The 20,935-nt window shown below is 38.0% G+C and carries 13 protein-coding genes; 8 read left to right on the top strand and 5 right to left on the bottom strand.

What is annotated here, in order from left to right; genetic code table 11:
- Positions 1–74 precede the first annotated feature (74 nt).
- Together argS and ACFIK2_RS03600 are read right to left on the bottom strand one after the other, a co-directional pair.
- Positions 75–1,832 (bottom strand): arginine--tRNA ligase, encoded by a 1,758-nt coding sequence (argS, locus tag ACFIK2_RS03595; protein WP_375636827.1) that lies wholly within the window; start codon positions 1,830–1,832, stop codon positions 75–77.
- A gap of 30 nt (positions 1,833–1,862) precedes the next feature.
- Entirely contained in the window at positions 1,863–3,065 is a 1,203-nt protein-coding gene (locus ACFIK2_RS03600; RefSeq protein WP_375636828.1) for a deoxyguanosinetriphosphate triphosphohydrolase, read from the bottom strand.
- 108 nt (positions 3,066–3,173) lie between these two features.
- Between ACFIK2_RS03600 and ACFIK2_RS03605 the strand changes: the two genes are divergently transcribed.
- From ACFIK2_RS03605 to glmS, 5 genes are all read left to right on the top strand, one after another.
- Positions 3,174–3,497, top strand: a complete 324-nt coding sequence (locus ACFIK2_RS03605) for a HesB/IscA family protein (protein WP_375639862.1) — start codon at positions 3,174–3,176, stop codon at positions 3,495–3,497.
- Positions 3,498–3,535: 38 nt separating this feature from the next.
- A complete protein-coding gene (locus tag ACFIK2_RS03610) occupies positions 3,536–4,525 on the top strand; it encodes a carboxypeptidase regulatory-like domain-containing protein (RefSeq protein ID WP_375633193.1) in 990 nt (329 codons plus the stop codon).
- A 46-nt stretch (positions 4,526–4,571) separates the two neighbouring features.
- Positions 4,572–5,357 carry a cytochrome c biogenesis CcdA family protein gene (locus tag ACFIK2_RS03615; RefSeq protein ID WP_375633180.1) on the top strand — a complete coding sequence of 262 codons (786 nt, stop codon included), beginning with the start codon at positions 4,572–4,574 and terminating at the stop codon, positions 5,355–5,357.
- 14 nt (positions 5,358–5,371) lie between these two features.
- Positions 5,372–6,721: a bifunctional UDP-N-acetylglucosamine diphosphorylase/glucosamine-1-phosphate N-acetyltransferase GlmU gene (gene glmU / locus ACFIK2_RS03620; protein ID WP_375676890.1), complete on the top strand. Its 1,350-nt coding sequence runs from the start codon at positions 5,372–5,374 to the stop codon at positions 6,719–6,721.
- A gap of 172 nt (positions 6,722–6,893) precedes the next feature.
- Positions 6,894–8,717, top strand: a complete 1,824-nt coding sequence (glmS, locus tag ACFIK2_RS03625; RefSeq protein ID WP_375633178.1) for a glutamine--fructose-6-phosphate transaminase (isomerizing) — start codon at positions 6,894–6,896, stop codon at positions 8,715–8,717.
- A 391-nt stretch (positions 8,718–9,108) separates the two neighbouring features.
- On the opposite strand, the gene recG is transcribed toward glmS, so the two are convergent.
- A complete protein-coding gene (gene recG / locus ACFIK2_RS03630; RefSeq protein WP_375633177.1) occupies positions 9,109–11,217 on the bottom strand; it encodes an ATP-dependent DNA helicase RecG in 2,109 nt (702 codons plus the stop codon).
- Between the two features lie 402 nt (positions 11,218–11,619).
- Here recG and dnaE point away from each other — a divergent pair, with 402 nt between their 5' ends.
- A complete protein-coding gene (dnaE, locus tag ACFIK2_RS03635) occupies positions 11,620–15,087 on the top strand; it encodes a DNA polymerase III subunit alpha (protein ID WP_375633192.1) in 3,468 nt (1,155 codons plus the stop codon).
- 191 nt (positions 15,088–15,278) lie between these two features.
- Here the strand turns inward: dnaE and ACFIK2_RS03640 are convergent, their stop codons facing one another.
- Entirely contained in the window at positions 15,279–16,526 is a 1,248-nt protein-coding gene (locus ACFIK2_RS03640) for an FAD-binding protein (protein ID WP_375634469.1), read from the bottom strand.
- Positions 16,527–16,578: 52 nt separating this feature from the next.
- Positions 16,579–16,827 carry a zinc-finger domain-containing protein gene (locus ACFIK2_RS03645; protein ID WP_375617781.1) on the bottom strand — a complete coding sequence of 83 codons (249 nt, stop codon included), beginning with the start codon at positions 16,825–16,827 and terminating at the stop codon, positions 16,579–16,581.
- Between the two features lie 325 nt (positions 16,828–17,152).
- Between ACFIK2_RS03645 and ACFIK2_RS03650 the strand changes: the two genes are divergently transcribed.
- Together ACFIK2_RS03650 and ppx are read left to right on the top strand one after the other, a co-directional pair.
- Positions 17,153–19,333, top strand: coding sequence for an RNA degradosome polyphosphate kinase (locus ACFIK2_RS03650; protein ID WP_375642982.1), 2,181 nt, complete (start codon positions 17,153–17,155; stop codon positions 19,331–19,333).
- Positions 19,334–19,339: 6 nt separating this feature from the next.
- Entirely contained in the window at positions 19,340–20,857 is a 1,518-nt protein-coding gene (gene ppx, locus ACFIK2_RS03655; protein WP_375633174.1) for an exopolyphosphatase, read from the top strand.
- The last annotated feature ends 78 nt before the right edge of the window (positions 20,858–20,935 follow it).

Raw genomic sequence — 20,935 nt, forward strand, 5'->3', positions numbered from 1 at the left:
TTCCCCCTCTCATGCAAGGATACATGAAAAAGTTTATCAATAGAGTACCTATTGTATGTATTTATAGAACTTTTTCAACGCATTTCTATTGGTGCTTCGACTCCTATGATGGTAAGTCCTGATGATAAAATATTGATAACAGCTTGTATCAACCCCAATCTTGCAAAGGATAACTCTTTATCATCAGGTTGAATAAAGCGTAAATTGAGATTTTCACTCCCTTTATTCCAATGGGTGTGAAAGCTGGAAGCAAGGTCATAAAGATAAAACGCTAATCGATGCGGTTCCTTATGAACGACGGCCTGTTCAATGATACGTGGATATTCAGAAAGTTTGCGTATTAACAATATTTCATGGTCATCTGTTAATCGATGAAGATGGGCGATTAATGTATCATTTGAAAAGCTTTTAATATGAAGCGCTTCTTGTGCTTGACGAAAGACTGAGTGACAACGTGCACTTGCATATTGTACGTAAAAGATGGGGTTATCTTTTGATTGTTCTGTTACTTTTGCAAAATCAAAATCAAGAGGTGCTTCACACTTACGGTATAACATCATAAAACGCACAGGATCACGCCCAACCTCTTCGACAACATCCCGTAGAGTGACAAAAGATCCCGCTCTTTTTGACATGCGTACAGGATGACCGTTGCGAAAAAGTTTTACCAATTGACATAAGAAGACGCTTAATTTAGCTTTATCCCCAGAAATTGCTTTTGCCATTGCCTCTAGCCGCTTTACATAGCCAGCATGGTCTGTGCCTAGAATATAAATCATTTCATCAAAATGACGATTAAATTTATCCCGAAAATAAGCAACATCAGCAGCAAAATAAGTGTAAGAACCATCAGATTTGACTAAAACACGGTCTTGGTCATCACCAACATTTGTTGAACGGAACAAAGTTTGTTCACTTGGTTCCCAATCTTCTGTATTTTGTCCCTTGGGAGGGGGGAGTTTTCCTTTGTAGATATAACCATTTAAAGTGAGGTCGTTAATGGTGTTACGAATGGCGCGTGCATTATCTGCATAAAGCATTCGCTCAGAGAAAAAGATATCATGATAAATATTAAGAGCAGCCAAATCTTCGCGAATCATGGACATCATTGCATGAATTGCACGTTCTTTCACAAGAGATAAGGCTTCATCTTTATCCATCGTGAGGAGTTGGTCACCAAACTCTTGAGCAAGTGATTGTCCCAATGGTATCAAGTATTCTCCAGGATAGAGCCCTTCTGGAATTTCATTAATTTCTTGCCCAAGAGCCTCACGATAGCGCAATAGTACAGAGTGGGCGAGGACTTCGATTTGTTGACCAGCATCATTGATATAATATTCTTTCGTAATGTTATAGCCCGTAAATTGTAGCAAATTGGAGAGAACATCCCCAACAACCGCTCCGCGGCAGTGTCCTACATGCATTGGTCCTGTCGGATTTGCTGAGACATATTCAACATTGACGCGTTTTCCTTGTCCCATTGGGATACGACCATAAGAAGTGCCTGATTCAAGCATGGATTTTATAGCATCTTGCCAAAATAATTTTGTAAGCTTTATGTTTATAAAACCAGGACCGGCAACATCTATATTTTCGATAGAGGAATCATTTTTAAGAAGTTCTATGATTTTATCTGCAAGTGCACGTGGATTGATTCCAATAGATTTTGCAAGCACCATAGCAGCATTGGTTGATAAATGACCATGGGATGAATCACGCGGAGGATCAACAGTGATTTTTGATAAATCTAGATCTTCTCCATTTTTTCCTTTTATATCAGATAATTCAATTGATCTCTTAATTTTTTTTTCGAAGTTTTTAAAGATATTCATATTTAGCTTCCATGATGATGCCAAAAGCCATTAGACGAAATTATCTGTATGGTCAAATAAACGCTGATATTCACGTAGAGCGTAGTGATCCGTCATGCCTGAAAGAAAGTCAGCAATCAAACGTGCTAACTCTTGATTTTTTAAGTGCACTGTTTTGCTCTGCCAACTTTCAGGCATTGTATTTGGATTTTCATAATAACAATTGAATAATTTTTGTACAATGCATTTTGCTGCATTGCGACGACTAAGAACTTGTTCATGGTAGTAAAGATTTTTAAATAAAAAGTTTTTTAGTTCTTTTTCATAAACGGTCATTGTCGGTGAAAAGGTGACAATAGTTTGTTTTGCTTGGTGAATATCGTTTATGCTTGTTGGTTTGATGCGTGCTAAATTTTTTTGTGACTGTTTGATAACATCTTCAACCATGGTTGTTATTTGTCTTCGTACAAGTGTGTAACCGCGACGCGTTTGGTCGAGGTGGGGATGCTCATCTGTTATATCTTTTAATATTGCTGCTGTTAGTGAAACATGTTCAAATTGATCAAGTGTTAAAAATTGCGAACGTAGACCATCATCAATATCATGCGCATTGTATGCGATATCATCTGCAATAGCAGCACATTGCGCTTCTAGTCCTGCAAAACAATCGAGTGCAAGGTCTTGCTCTGCATTGTATTGTAAAATATCGATAGGAACTTCCTTATTCTTCGCGTGAGGACCTAAAAGGGGACCATTATGCTTTACAAGTCCTTCGAGGGTTTCCCATGTAAGGTTAAGTCCATCAAAATTTGCATAGCGCTGTTCTAGTTTTGTGACAATGCGTAATGCTTGTGCATTATGATCAAAGCCGCCATAATGTACCATGGCTTCATTAAGTGCATCTTCTCCAGCATGGCCAAAGGGCGTGTGTCCAAAGTCGTGAACAAGGGCAATGGCTTCGGCAAGGTCTTCATCAAGACACAGGGCACGGGCTAATGTTCTTGCAATTTGAGAGACCTCTATGGAATGGGTTAGGCGAGTACGATAATGATCGCTTTCGTCAGCAATAAATACTTGCGTTTTATGTTTAAGACGTCGAAATGCATTAGAATGGATAATACGATCTCTATCTCGTTGAAAAGGTGAGCGTGTGGTACTCATCGTTTCATGGAATAATCTACCACGGCTTGTTTGCGGATGAGCACTGTACACTGCTCGAGATTGGTAATTAAAGTTGATATTGCCTATATCCATTGCAAGTTGCCCATTATCATCTTAAAATTGAGAGTGGTTTATGACAAATAAACTGCTCTTTGAGTATGGGATACTCTTTCTTGATGGTTTAATGCAAGGATATATAAAATGAATGTGAAAATTTCAGATGTTGCTGCCAAAAAAATTGCACAGATACTTTTGCGTGAACCCGATAAAATAGCATTACGTATTTCTGTTGAAGGTGGTGGGTGTTCTGGTTTTTCTTATAAATATGACTTGGTTTCTGAAATGTGTGAAGATGACCTCGTCCTCAAAAAAGACGGGGCAGTTGTGTTTATTGATTTACTATCACTTCCTTTTATGGAAGGAGCTGAGATTGATTTTTTTGATGATCTTATGGGGCAGTCTTTTCAAATCCACAATCCCAATGCTGTTTCATCGTGTGGTTGTGGTGTAAGTTTCTCAATTTAAATGATGGCTTTGTGATATTGTTTCTTGAAAAAAATATCATGTTGGTCAACAATGTGAGAATGGGTATTCTTATAAAAATAGTGCACCGATGTGTATGGTTGTGCGTGGTGCTTACTTTATTGATCTGGAGCCACTGTGCTTTTTCTGAAGAAGGAGAAGGGAAAGATCAGCAGCAGGGACAATCAAGGAGTTTTATTGTAAAGTCTCAAGAGCAGGAAAAAGAAAATGTAGCATCTCAAACACAACTCATTTTGAATGCTCGATTAACAAATAGTCATCCGGATATTGAAAAAGGGCTTGTCTGGCGGGTTTATGCCCCTATTCTAGGGATTGATAATAAATTACCATTAGTGGCAACCTATAAGGGGGGAAGTGCGCGTTTTGATCTCGAACCAGGAAATTATCTTGTTCATGTCTCATTTGGTCATATGAGTGCTGTGCGCCATATTCGTTTAAAAAATGGACAGAGTCTTGTAAAAAACTTTAATCTTGAGGCTGGTGGAGTCATTTTAAATGCAACACTGCTCAATGGTGTAATGAATGAAAAGGAATTACGTTTTACCATTTATGAGGATGAAAAAGAAAATGATGATACGGGGGTGATTTTATCAAATGTTAAACCCCAATCAGTTGTGCGTTTAAAAGCTGGCCGCTACCATGTTGCTTCCCATTATGGTTCTATTAATGCGACGGCTCGTTCGGATATTCAAGTGGATGCTGGTAAAATGACAGAAGTTACCCTTGAACATCAGGCTGCTCAGATTGTCTTAAAGCTGGTACGACAAGAAGGAGGGGAAGCGCTTGCAGATACAAGTTGGTCTCTTGCCAATGATTCTGGTGATATCGTTTATGAAACAGTTGGTGCTTATGTTTCACTCGTGTTAGCGGAGGGAGAGTATATTGCAATTGCTAAAAATAAAGATAAAATCTATCAAAAAGTTTTTTCAGTCGTTTCTGGTCATGATGAAGATATAAGTGTGGTGGCGAATGAGCAAAATATGCAACGAATTGATGAAGATGTGGATTGATTGTTGTTCATGGGGGTAAACTATGATGAGAGACGGGGTATGAGTTTTGATTGAAATTTCAACAGTTGGTGTGTTTTTTGCTGGGGCACTCTCTTTTTTGTCGCCCTGCGTTTTGCCATTAGTTCCTCCTTATTTCTGCTATATGGCAGGTGTTGGTATTGATGATTTTCGTTCAAAAAATCGTGATGAGAAAGTCTTTGTACGGTGGGCTTTATTGTCTTCTGTTATTGCTTTTGTTCTCGGGTTTACGACTGTTTTTGTTGCTTTAGGTGCCAGTGCTAGCACAATTGGGAAATTCATCGGTTATTATCGTGATTGGTTCGCCCTTGCTGCTGGAATTGTCATTATTATTTTTGGTTTAAATTTTTTGGGGATTTTCAAGATCGCTTTTTTATTCCGTGAAGCGCGTTTTCAGACCAAAAAAACACCTTCTGGTCCTTTAGGCGCGTATATTATTGGGTTAGCTTTCGCTTTTGGTTGGACACCGTGTATTGGCCCCATTTTAGGCCCTATTATAACGCTTGCTGGAACAAAAGAAACTGTGGGAGAGGGAGCTGTTCTATTAGCGGTTTATGCATTAGGTCTTGCTATTCCTTTTATTTTGGCAGCTTTATTTTCGAGCAGTTTTATGCGATTTTTAGGAGCTTTTCGTATTCATTTAGGAAAAGTTGAAAAAATTATTGGTGTTTTTCTTATTCTTACAGGGATTTTGTTTTTAACAGGCTCTATGCAGGATCTTTCATTTTGGCTTTTAGAACATTATCCTTCGTTGAGTTATATTGAAGATATTCGTTGGCACGATATTATGAATTTTTTTGGATTTTCTCGTTAGTCTTATGTGTTTCTATGGTTAGAAGTTGTCTTTCTATTGTTCTTGCTGCAGGTGAGGGGACGCGCATGAAATCGTCTCTGCCTAAGGTACTTCATAAAATTGCTGGATTGCCTCTTATATGCCATGTTCTAAAACAAATAGAATTGGCAGGCTCTTCACAATTAGCAGTCGTTGTGGGATTTGGTGCTAAGGAGGTTACGCACGTTGTTCAGTCATTTTTAAAAGATGCGATGATTTTTGAACAAAAAGAGCGTTTAGGAACAGCTCATGCTGTTTTATCTGCTCGTTTAGCTTTGCAAAAGGAAGTGGATGATGTTCTCATTGTTTTTGGGGATACGCCTCTCATTCAGCAAGATTCATTGAACCAAATGCGTGCACAGCTTGCTGATGGAGCAGATGTTGTTTTTGCAGGTTTTCATACCCAAAATCCAACAGGTTATGGGCGTCTTCTCGAGAAAAATGGTCAATTGATCGCAATTGTAGAAGAAAAAGACGCTAGCGATGAAGAAAAAAAGATTTCTTTTTGTAACGGTGGAATACTCGCTATGCGTGGAAAACTTGCACTTTCTCTTTTAGAGAAGGTTGGTAATAACAATGTGAAAAAAGAATATTATTTAACAGATATTGCTGCTCTTGCAATACGCGAAGGATTAGATGTGCGTGTTGTTGAAGTTCCTTTTGAAGATATTGTAGGAATTAACAACAGTCTTGAGCTTTCTGAGGCTGATTCTTTGTGGCAAAAACGTAAAGCGCGCGATTTAATGTTATCGGGTGTTACACTCTTAAAACCAGAAACACTCTATTTTTCTTATGATACAGAAATTGAACCAGGGGTGGTGATAGAACCAAATGTTTATTTTGGATTAAGCGTGAAAGTACAATCTGGTGCTGTTATTCATGCATTTAGTTATCTCGAGGGTGCTGTGGTTGGTAAGGATGCACAGATTGGTCCCTATGCACGTTTGCGTCCAGGAACAGAGTTGGCGAAGTCCGTAAAGATTGGAAATTTTTGTGAAGTCAAACAAGCTAAGGTAGGAGAATCTTCTAAAATCAATCATTTAAGTTATATTGGTGATGCCGAAATTGGTGCACATACCAATATTGGAGCTGGTACGATTACTTGTAATTATGATGGATTTAACAAATATAAAACCATAATTGGTGATCATGCTTTTGTTGGGTCTAATACGGCACTTGTTTCCCCATTGGTAATAGGGGATGGCTCTTATGTTGCTTCAGGAAGTGTTATTACTGAAAATATTCCTATGAACAGTATGGCTTTTGGGCGTGCACGACAGGTTATAAAAGAGGGCTATGCGACAAAATTTCGAGAGCGCTTGTTAGAAAACAAACAGAAAAAATGATTATTTTCAGTCTATTCCTTTGTTTCGTGTTAATCTAACGATGGATAGGATGTTTATTCTTAAAGATTGCCGTACTCCATGTTTGAATTATTTTATTATTTATAGTTTTAAATAAAGGCTGTTGGATTGTTTTATAAGATTTAAATCTTAAGATGAGGGTTGGAGCTTTTTAATGTGTGGAATTATTGGAATTCTTGGAAAGAGGTGTGTTACGTCCTTTTTGGTTGAGGGGTTAAAACGTCTTGAATATAGAGGGTATGATTCATCTGGGGTGGCAACAGTCCATAATGGGCATCTTTATCGTGTACGTGCTGAGGGGAAGCTTGTTCATTTAGAAGAAAAATTAAAAAAAACACCTCTGGAGGGAAGTTTAGGGATTGGTCATACCCGTTGGGCTACGCATGGAATTGCTGTTGAACGCAATGCGCATCCCCATGTGACTGAAAAGCTTGCGATTGTTCATAATGGTATTATTGAAAATTTTGTAGAATTGCAAAAGGAACTCATAGAGGATGGTTGTATCTTTGAAACAGAGACGGATACGGAAGTTATTGCACATTTAATAACGCGTGCATTAAAAGATGGTCTTTCTCCGCAAGAAGCTATGCGTACTAGTTGGAAAAGGCTGCAGGGGGCTTTTGCTATTGCTCTTATTTTCGAAGGTGAAGATAACCTTATGATTGCTGCTTGTTCTGGTCCACCTCTGGCAATTGGTTATGGAAAAGATGAATTTTTTGTGGGTTCAGATGCGATTGCTTTGGCACCATTCGTTGATTATATTAGCTATATGGAAGATGGGGATTGGGCTGTTCTCACACGGGAGGGTGTTACAATTTATGATGCTAACAACCAACCGGTAAAACGTCCTGTGACGACATTACTCGAAGGGGCTTTATTGATTTCTAAGGGTAATCATCGTCATTTTATGCACAAGGAAATGTTTGAACAACCTGAAGTGATTTCTCATAATTTGGCGCATTATCTTGACCTTGGAAATTATGTCGTTAGACCGCTTGAGAATTTGATTGATTGGAAAAATATTCATCGGCTTCTTTTTGCGAGTTGTGGAACGGCTTATTATTCAACCTTAGTTGCGCGCTATTGGTTTGAGAAATTTGCCGCTTTAAGTGTTGATAATGATGTTGCTTCGGAGTTTCGTTATCGTGAACCTCCTATAACGTCTGATGTGTTATCGCTGTTTGTTTCTCAATCTGGTGAGACAGCTGATACATTGGCTTCTTTGCGTTATTGTCGTGAGCGGGGTGTAAAAACAGCAACAATTGTGAATGTAGAGCAATCAACAATGGCAAGGGAGGCTGATTTTATTCTCCCAACACTTGCCGGACCGGAAATAGGTGTTGCTTCAACAAAAGCTTTTACCTGTCAATTGGCAACGCTTGCTTCACTCGCTCTTAGTGCTGCTAAACAACGTGGCTATCTCTCGGCTCAAATGGAAAAGAAACTGGTTCAACAGTTGGCAGAAGTTCCACGTATTTTAAATGAGGTCTTAAAATTAGAGAGAAAAATTGAATGTATTTGTCGTGATTTGGTGAATGCAAAAAGTGTTCTTTATCTGGGACGTGGAACTTCTTATCCGATTGCTTTGGAGGGAGCTCTTAAACTGAAAGAGCTTTCTTATATTCATGCTGAAGGTTATGCGGCAGGTGAATTAAAGCATGGACCAATTGCTCTGGTGGATGAGACAATACCCGTTATTGTTGTTGCACCTTATGATCGGTGGTTTGAAAAAACTTTTTCTAATATGCAAGAAGTGGTAGCGCGTAATGGTCGTATTATTTTAATAACCGATAAAAAAGGAGCAGAGGTGGCTTTTCTTAAGACTTTATCAACGATCACTTTGCCAGATGTTCCAGAATTTATTTCTCCTATTATTTATGCACTCCCTGTTCAGTTAATCGCTTATCATACGGCTGTTTTATTAGGAACAGATGTTGATCAACCCCGTAATTTAGCAAAATCAGTCACGGTTGAATAAAAGTATATTTTTGAATCTTTTGAAGAATAATCAAGTGTAAGAAATTGATTTATAATAAAGCTTATTTTTCCATTTTTCTCTGTTGAACGAGAATGCTGTAGACAGTTTTTTTCTTTCTCAATCCTTTACGATAAAACAAAAAATATCTTCTTACCTATCAAAAAATGGATCAGCTATGTGAACATAATGGTAAAAAAAGACGCAATATTGCTTCTACTGTTTTAATGCAAGAATAATTCAGATTGAGAGAGAAGATAGTGCTGTTGATTTATTATTCGTTCATGAAGCATAAAGATGGTAAGAGACTGCGTAGATCATTTATGGGTAATTCTAAGAGAGAAAACCATATTTAAACAGAAAAGTATTTAAGTTTTTTATTAGAGGGTCTTTATTATCCTGCTCGTAAGAGGCGTGCAGCATCGTTGTGTCCGAAAAGATAAAGGAGCAACCGTAAAGCTTGTCCTTGCTCAGAAGAAAGATGAGGATCGCGTTGTAAAAATAAACGAGCATCTTTTCTTGCCATTGACAAAAGATCGCTATGAACAGCAAGGTTTGCTATATGAAATTCTGGGACTCCGGATTGTTTTGTACCTAAAAGCTCTCCTTCGCCTCGTAGGCGCCAATCTTCTTCAGCGATTTCAAAACCATCTTCTGTATTGCGGATAATATTAAGGCGTGTTGCTGCTGTTTTAGTCAGTGGATCTTTATAGAGCAAAATGCAGGAAGATTTTTTATCGCCTCGTCCTACACGTCCACGTAATTGGTGCAATTGTGAAAGGCCAAAATGTTCCGCGTGTTCGATGATAATGATCGAAGCATCTGGAATATCTACTCCCACTTCAATGACTGTGGTTGCAACTAAAATACGTGTATTTCCACATTTAAAAGATGCCATAGCGGCTTCTTTTTCTGCTGTAGACATTTTTCCATGGATCATACCAACGTGTGCTCCAAAGCACTCATGGAGAAATGCAAAGCGGTTTTCAATTGAAGTGAGATCAAGAGCTGTCGATTCCTCCACTAAAGGACAAATCCAATAGAGCTTCTCTCCTTTTTCTAATGCAATTGCGATTCTCTCTATAAGCTCATGAAGACGTTTCAAAGAAAGCGTTGCTGTTGTAATGGGTTGTCGTCCCATTGGTTTTTCGGTAATTTTAGATACATCCATATCACCAAAAGCTGTTAAGACAAGTGTGCGCGGAATGGGCGTGGCGGTCATAACCAGCATATCAGCTTTATTACCTTTTTCTGTAAGAGCGATACGTTGATGGACACCAAAACGGTGTTGTTCATCGATAATGGTTAAAGCGAGATTATTATAAGTAACACTGTTTTGTATGAGAGCATGGGTTCCGATGACAATAGAAACTTGACCTGACAGAATATCATTCACGATATTTGTCCGCAATTTCCCTTTTTCTCGTCCTGTTAAAAGCGTTGTTTGTAATCCGACCTTTTTGGCAAGAGGAGCGATGGTGGCAAAATGTTGCCTAGCAAGCACTTCAGTTGGTGCCATTAAAGCTGATTGTCCTGAATTTTCAGCAATTTGTGCCATTGCCATCAATGCAACAACAGTTTTTCCTGCGCCTACATCACCTTGAAGTAGTCTTAGCATCGGTTCTGGTGAAGCAAGATCATTTGCGATATCTTCTACTGCTTTTTTTTGTCCGGTTGTGAGTTGAAAGGGGAGGATATTGAGCAATTTTTTAGTATAAATTCCTGTTGATGGTCGAGAAGTGCCAACAAGAGATTTAGTTTTCAAACGCACGAGTCCTAGTGCCAATTGACAAGCGAGCAATTCATCATAGGCAAGACGTTTGCGTGCTGTACTTTCTAAGGATAGATCATTGGGGTTAATGGGCGCATGGATACGGCGTAAAGCAACAGAAAAAGAAGGAAAATTTTGCTGCTTTTTTACATTTTCATCTATCCATTCTGGTAGAAGAGGAATAAAATCAAGAGCGTTTTGTATGGCGCGTCTTAGTGTCTTTACAGTTAGTCCTGCAGTAGAGGGATAGACAGGTTCGATGAGAGGTATCTGATTTGATTGTTCGCTTGGGGCAATATAGTCTGGATGCGCCATTGAAAGCTGTCCATTAAACCATTCAACTTTTCCTGATATAATGACTTTTTTTCCTTCGGGGAGTTGTTTTTTTAGCCAAAGAGGTTGAGCATGAAAAAAGACTAAATTTATTTTTCCTGTCTGATCATGGGCAATAACACGATAGGGAATTCGGTTGTGACCACGGGGTGGTGGTTGATGCTGATCGATGATAATTTCGAGCGTAACAGTATCTCCTTCTTTTGCACAAGTAATGTTGGGACGCATTCTGCGGTCTATAACGGAATGGGGCATTAATTGAAGAAGGTCAATAAGGGTTGCTTCGCGTTGTGTGGGATTAACATCTAAGAGTTTGGTCAATAAACCATAGACTTTAGGTGTAATACCAGAAAGAGTTCGGATAGAATTAAAAAGTGGGGTAAGAAGACTTGGAGGCATGAGCAAATTTAACCTGCCCTTTTTGTTTTTTCTAGACCTTTAGAAGAGCTTTTTGGGGATAAAGTCATAAAGAGGAGGTTGCTTTATTTACACATTGAACTTTAGGAAGAGAAATTAATATTTAAAGAAAAATACAATTAAATGGTCAAAAATTAAAGTGCTTAGATGAGGTATATTGTTTTTCTTTTTATTTTAGGTGTTTATTTGCTGTGAATAGAAGCATTTTCTTGATAGAACTCTCTTATAAATATTAATAAAATTGGGATATTGCTCCTATGTAGGATGATGAATTTATAGCTTTAAAGTTTGATGATAAACAGAAGTTTTTTCTTTTATAAGGGCTGCTGTTTAGCATTTATTTTGTAGTGGGAAATTGTGAGAGTGGTAAAAAATAAAATGCAAATGCAAGAGAACAAAAATTCTCTTCCTCGCTTTATTCATTTGAGAGTGCATTCAGCTTATTCCTTGCTCGAAGGGGCTTTAAAAATCCCCCAAATTATTCAACAGACGATTTCAGATCATGCACCAGCGGTTGCTATTACCGATACCAATAATTTATTTGGTGCTTTGGAATTTTCACAGCATTGTCTTTCTCATGGGGTCCAACCTATTATTGGTTGTCAGCTTACTGTTGATTTTTGTGATGAAAATGATCATTCACGTTTGGCTAAATGGCGTAATCCTTCTGATTTTTGCTCTATTGTTCTTTTGGCAGCTAGCGAAACCGGTTATGCTCATTTGGTTCGTCTTGTGAGCCGTGCTTATCTTGATAAGTGTGATACTGATCCTCCTCATATTAAAGCTGATTGGTTGTCAGAACACAGTGAAGGAATAATCGCTTTAACGGGTGGAAAGGGAGGACCTATTAATCTTTCTTTGGCGGAAGAGAAAAAAGAACACGCTGTTGAGCGCTTAATTTATTTGAAAAAATCTTTTGCGGATCGTCTTTATGTGGAGTTACAACGGCATAGTTCTTATGACCGGAGTGTAGAAGCTGATCTTATTGAATTGGCTTATGCGCATGAAATTCCTCTTGTTGCAACGAATGAAGCCTTTTTTCTGAAAAGAGAAGGGTATGAAGCGCATGATGCGCTGATGGCTGTTTCAGAAGGACAAATTGTCTCTAATCCAGATCGCAAACGTGTGACGCCAGATCATTATTTGAAGTCACAAGATGAAATGGTTACACTGTTTTCTGATCTTCCAGAAGCTTTGGAAAATAGTGTTGAAATTGCATTGCGTTGTCATATTGCCTCGCCTCTTCGAAAACCGATATTGCCTCGTTTTATAGAACAATCTGTTAATTCAGAAACTACTTTAGAAATAGAAGATAGTGAGTTGTTAAATCAGGCTAAAGCTGGTTTGAAGATGCGGCTTGAAACAATAGGGTTGGCTGAAGGGTATACGATTGCAGATTATGAACAGCGGCTTGATTATGAAATTTCAGTTATTACGCGTATGCAATTTTCTGGATATTTTCTTATCGTTTCAGATTTCATAAAATGGGCAAAGGTTCATGACATTCCCGTTGGACCAGGACGGGGTTCTGGTGCTGGTTCACTTGTTGCTTATGCATTGACAATTACTGATGTGGATCCCTTGCGGTTTTCTCTTCTCTTTGAACGTTTTCTCAACCCAGATCGTGTTTCGATGCCAGATTTTGATATCGACTTTTGTCAAGAGCGGCGCGAAGAAGTTATTCAATATGTTCAAAAAAAATATGGACGTGATCAAGTTGCTCAAATTATTACCTTTGGTAAGTTACAGGCACGTGCAGTTTTGCGTGATGTGGGGCGTGTTTTAGAAGTTCCTTATCGTCAGGTGGATTATCTTACAAAATTAATTCCTGCCACGCCAGGAAGTCAGGTAGAATTAGCTGATGCTATTAAGGATGAACCTAAATTTGAAGAGGAAAAGAAAAAAGATCCCGTTGTTGTCCGCACATTAGATATAGCACTTCAGTTGGAGGGACTTTATCGTCATGCTTCAACTCATGCTGCTGGGATTGTTATCGGAGATCGTCCACTTTGGGAGCTTGTCCCGATGTATCGTGATCCTCGTTCTGATATGCCTGTTACACAATTTAACATGAAATATGTGGAACAGGCGGGGCTGGTAAAATTTGATTTTCTTGGATTAAAAACGCTTACTGTTTTGAAAATGGCAGTCGATTTTGTTGCCAGAAAGGGGACTAAAATAGATTTATCAAATATTCCTCTGAATGATGAAGCAACCTATGCTATGATGGCACGTGGTGAAACGGTTGGCGTGTTTCAGGTGGAAAGTTCTGGTATGCGCAAGGCGTTGATTGGAATGAAGCCAGACCGTATTGAAGATATTATTGCGCTGGTTGCACTTTATCGTCCAGGTCCAATGGAGAATATTCCAACCTATAATGCACGCAAACATGGGGAAGAGGAAATTTCTTCTATTCATCCTAAGATAGATCATCTGATTAAAGAAACACAAGGTGTTATTGTCTATCAAGAACAGGTGATGCAGATTGCTCAGGTTCTTGCTGGCTATTCGCTTGGAGAAGCTGATTTACTACGTCGTGCTATGGGGAAAAAAATTCATGCTGAAATGCAAAAACAGCGTACGCGTTTTATCAATGGAGCTGTTGCAGGTGGTGTGGATAAAGATCAAGCTGATATTATCTTTGATCTTTTAGCAAAATTTGCCGATTATGGTTTTAATAAATCGCACGCTGCTGCTTATGCAATTGTTTCTTACCAAACAGCTTATATGAAAGCAAACTATCCCGTTGAGTTTTTAGCTGCTTCAATGACATATGATATGACGAATACAGATAAGCTCAATGATTTTCGACGCGAAGCATTAAGGTTGGGTATTGAAGTTATTGCACCTTCTATACAAACATCTCATCGTGTTTTTGAGGTTGGTGATAACAGTATTTATTATTCTCTTGCTGCCATTAAAGGTGTGGGAGAAACTGTTGTAGATCATATTGTTTCTTGTCGTGGGAATAAGATTTTTAAGGATTTGGAAGATTTTTGTGCGCGCGTTGATCCTCGTATTGTTAATAAGCGTGCGATGGAAAGTTTAGTTTGTGCTGGTGCTTTTGATTGTTTTAACATTGCACGTGAGGTTTTATTAGCCAATCTTGGAACCCTTCATGCGCGTGCACTTCGTATTCTCGATGACAATTCTAGCGGGCAGGTTGATATATTTGGAATGGCAGGCGGATTAAAAGAACCATTGATTTTATCGCAAACAACCCCTTGGTTGCCGGCTGAGAAACTTTATCGAGAATTTCAAGCTATAGGTTTTTACTTTTCTGCGCATCCTTTGGAGGAGTATCAAGCTATTCTGGACAAAAAACGCATTCAGACTTGGGGTAATTTTGCCAATGCCGTTAAAGGGGGAGCAACAGCTGCACGGCTTGCTGGAACTGTTGTGGGAAAAAGCGTGCGCAAAACAAAATCTGGTAAAAAAATGGGAATTATTCATTTTTCTGATACAAGTGGACAATATGAAGCAGTTCTCTTTTCTGAGGCACTCTCGGATTATGAAGAGATGCTAGAACCCGGAAAATCTTTTATTATTACGGTGAGCGCAGAAAATCGTTCTGAAGGAGTTAGTTTGCGAATTGAAACAATTCAGTCTTTGGAAAATGAATCATTACAACAGCATAAAATGATGCGTCTCTTTATAAAAACAGTTGATATGCTTCCACAAATTGAACAAAATTTAAATCTTGGGGGGAATGGAGAGGTTGGGCTTATTTTAATTCAAGAGGATGAATTGCGAGAAGTCGAAATTGCGCTTCCTAAGCGATATAAGGTAAATTCACATGTCGCAAATGCTATGAAATTAATTCAGGGTGTTGTTGATGTAGAATTGAGTTAAAGAAAGATTAAAGATGGGAGCTGATTTTGAGTGGTGTTTTTGCTTTTAGGAGAGCTAAAAATTGAGCTTTTAAAATCGGATTGTAGATTTCGAAAAATATTGCTTTTATTTGAGTAAATTATGATATTTTTTAGTGTCATAAAATTAAAAAAATCTCGTTCTTTCGTAATATTCAAAGTGCCGGAAGAATTTTATAAGTTTTTATCATTATTTTTTATAGAATTCATCGCATCATACATGTAAAGCCAATTGAGATCTGACATAATGCTCTCTGGTGTACGAATTTTCATCATGAGATTGCGTGCAATTGCTATGGGACCGGTTGCGTGATAGGCTAATCTATTGAAATCTGCGCGTTTTTTTACTGCTGCAATACGGGGGGTGCGTATTGTTTCGTAAAGCGAAAGTGCTTTCGTTAATGAAAAATCTTTCAATGAAAGTGCTTTTGCTAATGTGGCGGCATCTTCGATTGCCATAGCGGCACCTTGTGCTGCAAAAGGTAAGGCAGCATGTGCGCAATCGCCAACAAATACTTGTCTCTCTAAACCGATAAAACGATTTTGTTTCATTTGAAAGAGTGGCCAATAGCTCCATTCATCAATATGATCAAAGATTTCTAAGATTTTTGAATTCCAATCTTTAAAAAGAGATTTGAGTTTTTCTTTATCTCCTTTATGGGCCCATCCTTCTTTTGAATTTTCTCCATGCGTAATGGCGACAAAATTAAAAATTTTTTCTGACGATTGAATGGGGTAGACAACAAGATGATTTTTTGATCCCATCCAAGCCGTAATTGTCTTCATATTTTGCAATGAAGAACGAAAGTTTTGAGGAAGATTATCAGATGTTGTTGTTGCACGCCAAGCAATAAAGCCACTAAAATTTGCTTTTTCATGAAAAGGAGATTGTTGCCGTAATGTTGACCAAACGCCATCACATCCGATCAGGAGGGGCGTTGAATAAAGCTGTTCTGTTGCCGTATCTGTTTTTATTGTCGTGATTTTAATGTTGCTTGCAGATTGGGTAGAAGATAAAATCGTTTCGCCTGCTTTGTATTTGATCAAAGGATTTTCAATCACTGCATTATATAAAATTTTTTGTAAAGCCGCGCGGTGAATCGTCAGATAAGGGGCTTTCCAATATTTTTCTGTTAGATTAATAAGATGAGCCCGTAGATGTATTTTTAAAGATAATCCATCTTTTAACTCAAAAAAATGTGGGATTGTCGCGACTTCAGAGAGTTTGTTAAGAAGTTTCCAGCGAGCAAGAATAGATGTTGCATTTGGTGTCAGTTGAATACCAGCGCCTATCGTTTCAAGTTGCTTACACTTTTCGATAATGGTGCTTGCAATTCCTTTATGAGCGAGTGCTAAAGCGGTGCTTAAACCAGCAATTCCTCCCCCAACGATGATGGGTGATTGTTCTACAAATGATTTCATATTAAACAAGCAGAATTAAAAGAGTAGTTATTAAGAAAGCCAAAAAACGCAATTATAATAGCTTTTCTGGATTATATAAGCATCCTGTTGGGTTTGTTTGATTGTATGATAGTGAGGGAACATAACGATAAAGGGTTGAGCAGTAAGGGCAAATTTTCTCATCTGCTGTTCCCATGTCGATAAAGATATGAGGATGATCGAATGGTTGTGTAGCGCCTACACACATAAATTCTTTCACACCAATTTCGATTGTTTTATATCCAAGGTCATTTTGAAAATGAGGAATGTTGTGATCAGACATGGCGTACAAACTCCAGAATAAATTTTCTCATCAGCTATGATTGGGCTCTTCTATTTTATAGGCGTGAGTTTGTAATAAAGCGTAGAATAATGCAAGCTGCTTTTTAAGACAAATTTCTCTTCTTTTATGCTATATTAGAATAGTTGTTTTACTTTTAGTGCTTTGCGCATAGCAATAATTCCAAGTATTTTAAAATATTAAATGGAAAAATGATGAGGGAAGTTAGGCATTGATATATTATTATGATGATAACATATTATCAAATATTATGTGAGATATTTCGTCAGGGATTTTAGAAAATGTAAAAGAAAATTATTTAGGATATATGGAACAGAGGGTGGTAGATAAAATTTCTATATCGAATATAACAATGAAAAATCCGGTACGGTTTATTAATCGAGAGTTTTCATGGCTACAATTTAATAATCGTGTTTTGATGGAAGCGGCTAATTCGAAACATCCTTTATTAGAACGTCTACAATTTCTTTCTATTTCAGCTGCAAATCTTGATGAGTTTTTTATGGTTCGTGTTGCAGGACTAGCAGCTCAAATTCGTGCTCGCGTTACAGCGTGCAGTGCAGATGGGCACACTCCACAGGAACAACTTGATATTGTATTAGCTGAGATTTCAAAGCTGCAGGCTCACCAACTACGAGAATTAAATGTTTTACGTGATGAATTAAAAAAGAATGATATTGAAATTATTTGTTCTGATGATCTTTCAGAAATTGAAAAGTCATGGCTTGAAAAATATTTTCTTGAGACAATTTTTCCTGTTTTAAAACCTTTGCCTGTTGATTCTACTCATCCTTTTCCATTTATTCCTAATTTAGGGCTTTCTATTGCGCTTCAATTGTCTGGAGAAACTGATCAGAACTCACACACAGTGTTGTTGTCTATTTCAATGCTTTTAAGGCGTTTTATTCTTCTTCCTCAAGAAGGCAATCATTTTCGTTTTATTGCATCCGAAGATGTTATTTGCCTTTTTATTAAATATGTATTTCCTAACTATGAGGTTAAAGAAATTGGTACATTTAGAGTAATCCGAGATAGTGATATTGAAGTAGAAGAAGAAGCTGAGGATCTTGTTCATTTTTTTGAAACTGCTCTTAAAAGGCGGCGCCGTGGGCAGGTTATTCGAGTTGAGTTTGACGCAAAAATGCCAGAGAGTTTACGCCAATTTATAGCGAATAGTCTCGCTGTTCCTGATAATTGTATTAATGTTCTTGATGGATTTTTAGCGCTTAATACGGTATCAGAAATTGTTTCTATTCCCCGTGATGATCTCAAATTTATTCCTTATATTTCTCGTGTTCCAGAATGTATTCGTGAACATAAAGGAGATTGTTTTGCGGCTATTCGTGAAAATGATATTGTGATTCATCACCCCTATGAGACATTTGATGTTGTTGTCCAATTTTTACGTCAAGCTGCTTGCGATCCTGATGTTGTGGAAATCAAACAAACACTTTATCGTACATCAAATGATAGTCCAATTGTTGGCGCTTTGATTGAAGCAGCTGAACAGGGAAAGTCTGTGACTGCTTTGGTAGAACTTAAAGCACGTTTTGATGAGGAAGCAAATATTCGTTGGTCCCGGGATCTTGAATGTGCTGGGGTTCAAGTTATTTTTGGTTTTATTGCATTAAAAACGCATGCTAAGATGTCATTAGCTGTGAGACGTGAGGGAAAACGTCTTCGCTCTTATGTTCATCTTGGGACAGGAAATTATCATCCCATTAACGCTAAAACTTATACCGATCTTTCTTTTTTTTCCACGGACGATGATATCGCTCATGATGTTGCGTTATTGTTCAATTATATTGCGCAATATGAGCGTCCAAATGAAACAATGAAGATTGCTTTTTCACCCTTAACATTGCGTGGTCGTATCTTAGAGCATATTGAGGGAGAAATTGTTCATGCACAACAGGGAAGGTTTGCTGCTATTTGGATGAAAGTTAATGCATTGGTTGATCCTGAAATTATTGATGCTTTATATCGTGCCAGTCAAGCAGGGGTGCAAATTGATTTGGTTGTGCGGGGGATATGTTGTTTACGTCCTGGTATTCTAGGAATTTCGGATAATATTCGTGTAAAATCAATTGTCGGGCGTTTTCTTGAACATAGTCGCATTTTTTGTTTTGGGAATGGTCAAGATTTGCCTAATGAAAATGCACTCGTTTACTTAGGCTCTGCTGATATGATGCCTCGTAATTTGGACTATCGTATTGAAATATTGGTTCCGGTTTTTAATAAAATAGTGCGTCAAAAAATTCTTTTACAGATTATGTTAGCTAATATCATTGATAATCAACAAAGCTTTGATATACTTAAGGATGGAACATCAAAACGTATTACACCGCAGATAGGTGAAAGTCTATTTAATGCGCAGGAGTATTTTATGGCCAATACAAGTTTTGCGGGGGAAAATGAGTCTTTTGAGTCTTCTGTTTCGCGCTTGGTTGCGTTGCATCGGCAACGAGCCGAAATACATAAAGACTAAAATCCAATGACATATAGAGATGCTCAAGGTCGGTTAAAAGGGCGTAAGCCTGTTGCTGTTATTGACATTGGCTCAAATTCTGTTCGGTTGGTTATTTATGAGGGGCTTGTTCGATCACCAACAGTTTTATTTAATGAAAAGATTCTTTGTGGTCTCGGTCATGGTGTGGCGAAAACAGGATTTTTAGAAGAAAAATCGATGAAAATGGCGTTGCAAACACTGAAACGGTTTCGTACGCTTTGTCGACAGATTGGGGCAGATGAGGTCTATACTTTAGCAACAGCAGCAGCACGAGATGCACAGAATGGCGTAGCATTTATTCAGCATGCTGAAGATATTTTGCAAAATAAAATATATCTTCTTTCAGGAAGTGAAGAAGCTATGTATTCAGCATATGGAGTTGTGTCTACTTTTTATCAACCAAAAGGTATTTCTGGGGATCTTGGTGGTGGAAGTCTTGAGCTGATTGATATTGATCATTCTGATGTTGGTGAAGGGATAACGCTCCCATTGGGTGGTTTAAGGCTACAGTATATGTCAAATAATGATAGTGCTGTAGCTACAAAAATTGTACATGAGCAATTTTATAAATCGTCTGTTGTTCGTACTCGTAAAGGTATAGCACGTTATTTTTATGCAGTAGGGGGGACATGGCGTAATTTGGCAAAACTCCATATGGCAATGAAACACTATCGGCTTCCTGTTATGCATGGCTATGAAGTTGATGCTGTTGAAATGGAGAACTTTTTACGTCTTGTAGCACGTGGCAATATTGATAATATGAGAGGGATTGCAGCGGTTTCTCAGAACCGTCGAAAACTTTTATCTTATGGAGCAATAGTTCTTATTGAACTCATTCAGTGTATGGAGTTTGAAAAGATAATCTTTTCTGGTGCTGGCGTTCGTGAAGGTTTTCTTTATTCACGATTGCCGCAGGCGATTCGACTTTCAGATCCTCTCATTGCAGCATGCACAGAAATGGCTATTTTACGGGCACGTTCACCAAAACAAGCAGAAGAACTCATTGATTTTACGACGAATGCTTTTGAAGTTTTTGGAATTTCAGAAACGGAAAATGAATGCCGTTATCGTCAAGCCGCTTGTCTTCTTGCGGATATTGGTTGGCGTATACATCCAGATTATCGAGGTAATGAAGCAGCAAATCAAATAGCTTTAGGATCTTATCCAGGAATTTCTCATGAAGGGCGCCTTTACGCGGCGCTTGCTGTTTTTTTTCGCAATACGAGTTTATTGGTTGATAAAGAATCTCTTCCCATTTTTCAATTAGCAACTCAAAATATAATTAAAAAAGCACGTATTCTTGGCGAAACTATGCGTATTGCTCATCTTTTCAGTGCTTCTGTTGCAGGAATTTTACCTCATTTATTGTGGCATAGAAAAGCAGATCATATTATCCTGCAGATCCCAAAGAATTACGCTGGATTATTAGGAGAACGTCCTTTTGGACGATTACAGAAGTTATCAAAAATAATAAAACAACCTCTCGCTTTTGAAATTTTTTGATTTTTTTCCTAATTTATTCGTGTTTTATGTCTTATAATATAGGGCTATTGACGAGGGATAAACTAGGTAGCCTATCAT

Origin of the sequence: Bartonella sp. AP88XZML, from assembly GCF_042195565.1 — a bacterium.
GTDB lineage: Bacteria > Pseudomonadota > Alphaproteobacteria > Rhizobiales > Rhizobiaceae > Bartonella.

Excerpts from the sequence above, each read along its gene's own strand:
- argS (WP_375636827.1), bottom strand. The coding sequence starts at position 1,832 with ATGAATATCTTTAAAAACTTCGAAAAAAAAATTAAGAGATCAATTGAA.
- ACFIK2_RS03610 (WP_375633193.1), top strand. The coding sequence starts at position 3,536 with ATGTTGGTCAACAATGTGAGAATGGGTATTCTTATAAAAATAGTGCAC.
- ppx (WP_375633174.1), top strand. The coding sequence starts at position 19,340 with ATGACATATAGAGATGCTCAAGGTCGGTTAAAAGGGCGTAAGCCTGTT.
- dnaE (WP_375633192.1), top strand. The coding sequence starts at position 11,620 with ATGCAAGAGAACAAAAATTCTCTTCCTCGCTTTATTCATTTGAGAGTG.
- glmS (WP_375633178.1), top strand. The coding sequence starts at position 6,894 with ATGTGTGGAATTATTGGAATTCTTGGAAAGAGGTGTGTTACGTCCTTT.
- glmU (WP_375676890.1), top strand. The coding sequence starts at position 5,372 with ATGGTTAGAAGTTGTCTTTCTATTGTTCTTGCTGCAGGTGAGGGGACG.
- ACFIK2_RS03605 (WP_375639862.1), top strand. The coding sequence starts at position 3,174 with ATGAATGTGAAAATTTCAGATGTTGCTGCCAAAAAAATTGCACAGATA.
- ACFIK2_RS03645 (WP_375617781.1), bottom strand. The coding sequence starts at position 16,827 with ATGTCTGATCACAACATTCCTCATTTTCAAAATGACCTTGGATATAAA.
- ACFIK2_RS03600 (WP_375636828.1), bottom strand. The coding sequence starts at position 3,065 with ATGGATATAGGCAATATCAACTTTAATTACCAATCTCGAGCAGTGTAC.
- ACFIK2_RS03640 (WP_375634469.1), bottom strand. The coding sequence starts at position 16,526 with ATGAAATCATTTGTAGAACAATCACCCATCATCGTTGGGGGAGGAATT.
- recG (WP_375633177.1), bottom strand. The coding sequence starts at position 11,217 with ATGCCTCCAAGTCTTCTTACCCCACTTTTTAATTCTATCCGAACTCTT.
- ACFIK2_RS03650 (WP_375642982.1), top strand. The coding sequence starts at position 17,153 with ATGGAACAGAGGGTGGTAGATAAAATTTCTATATCGAATATAACAATG.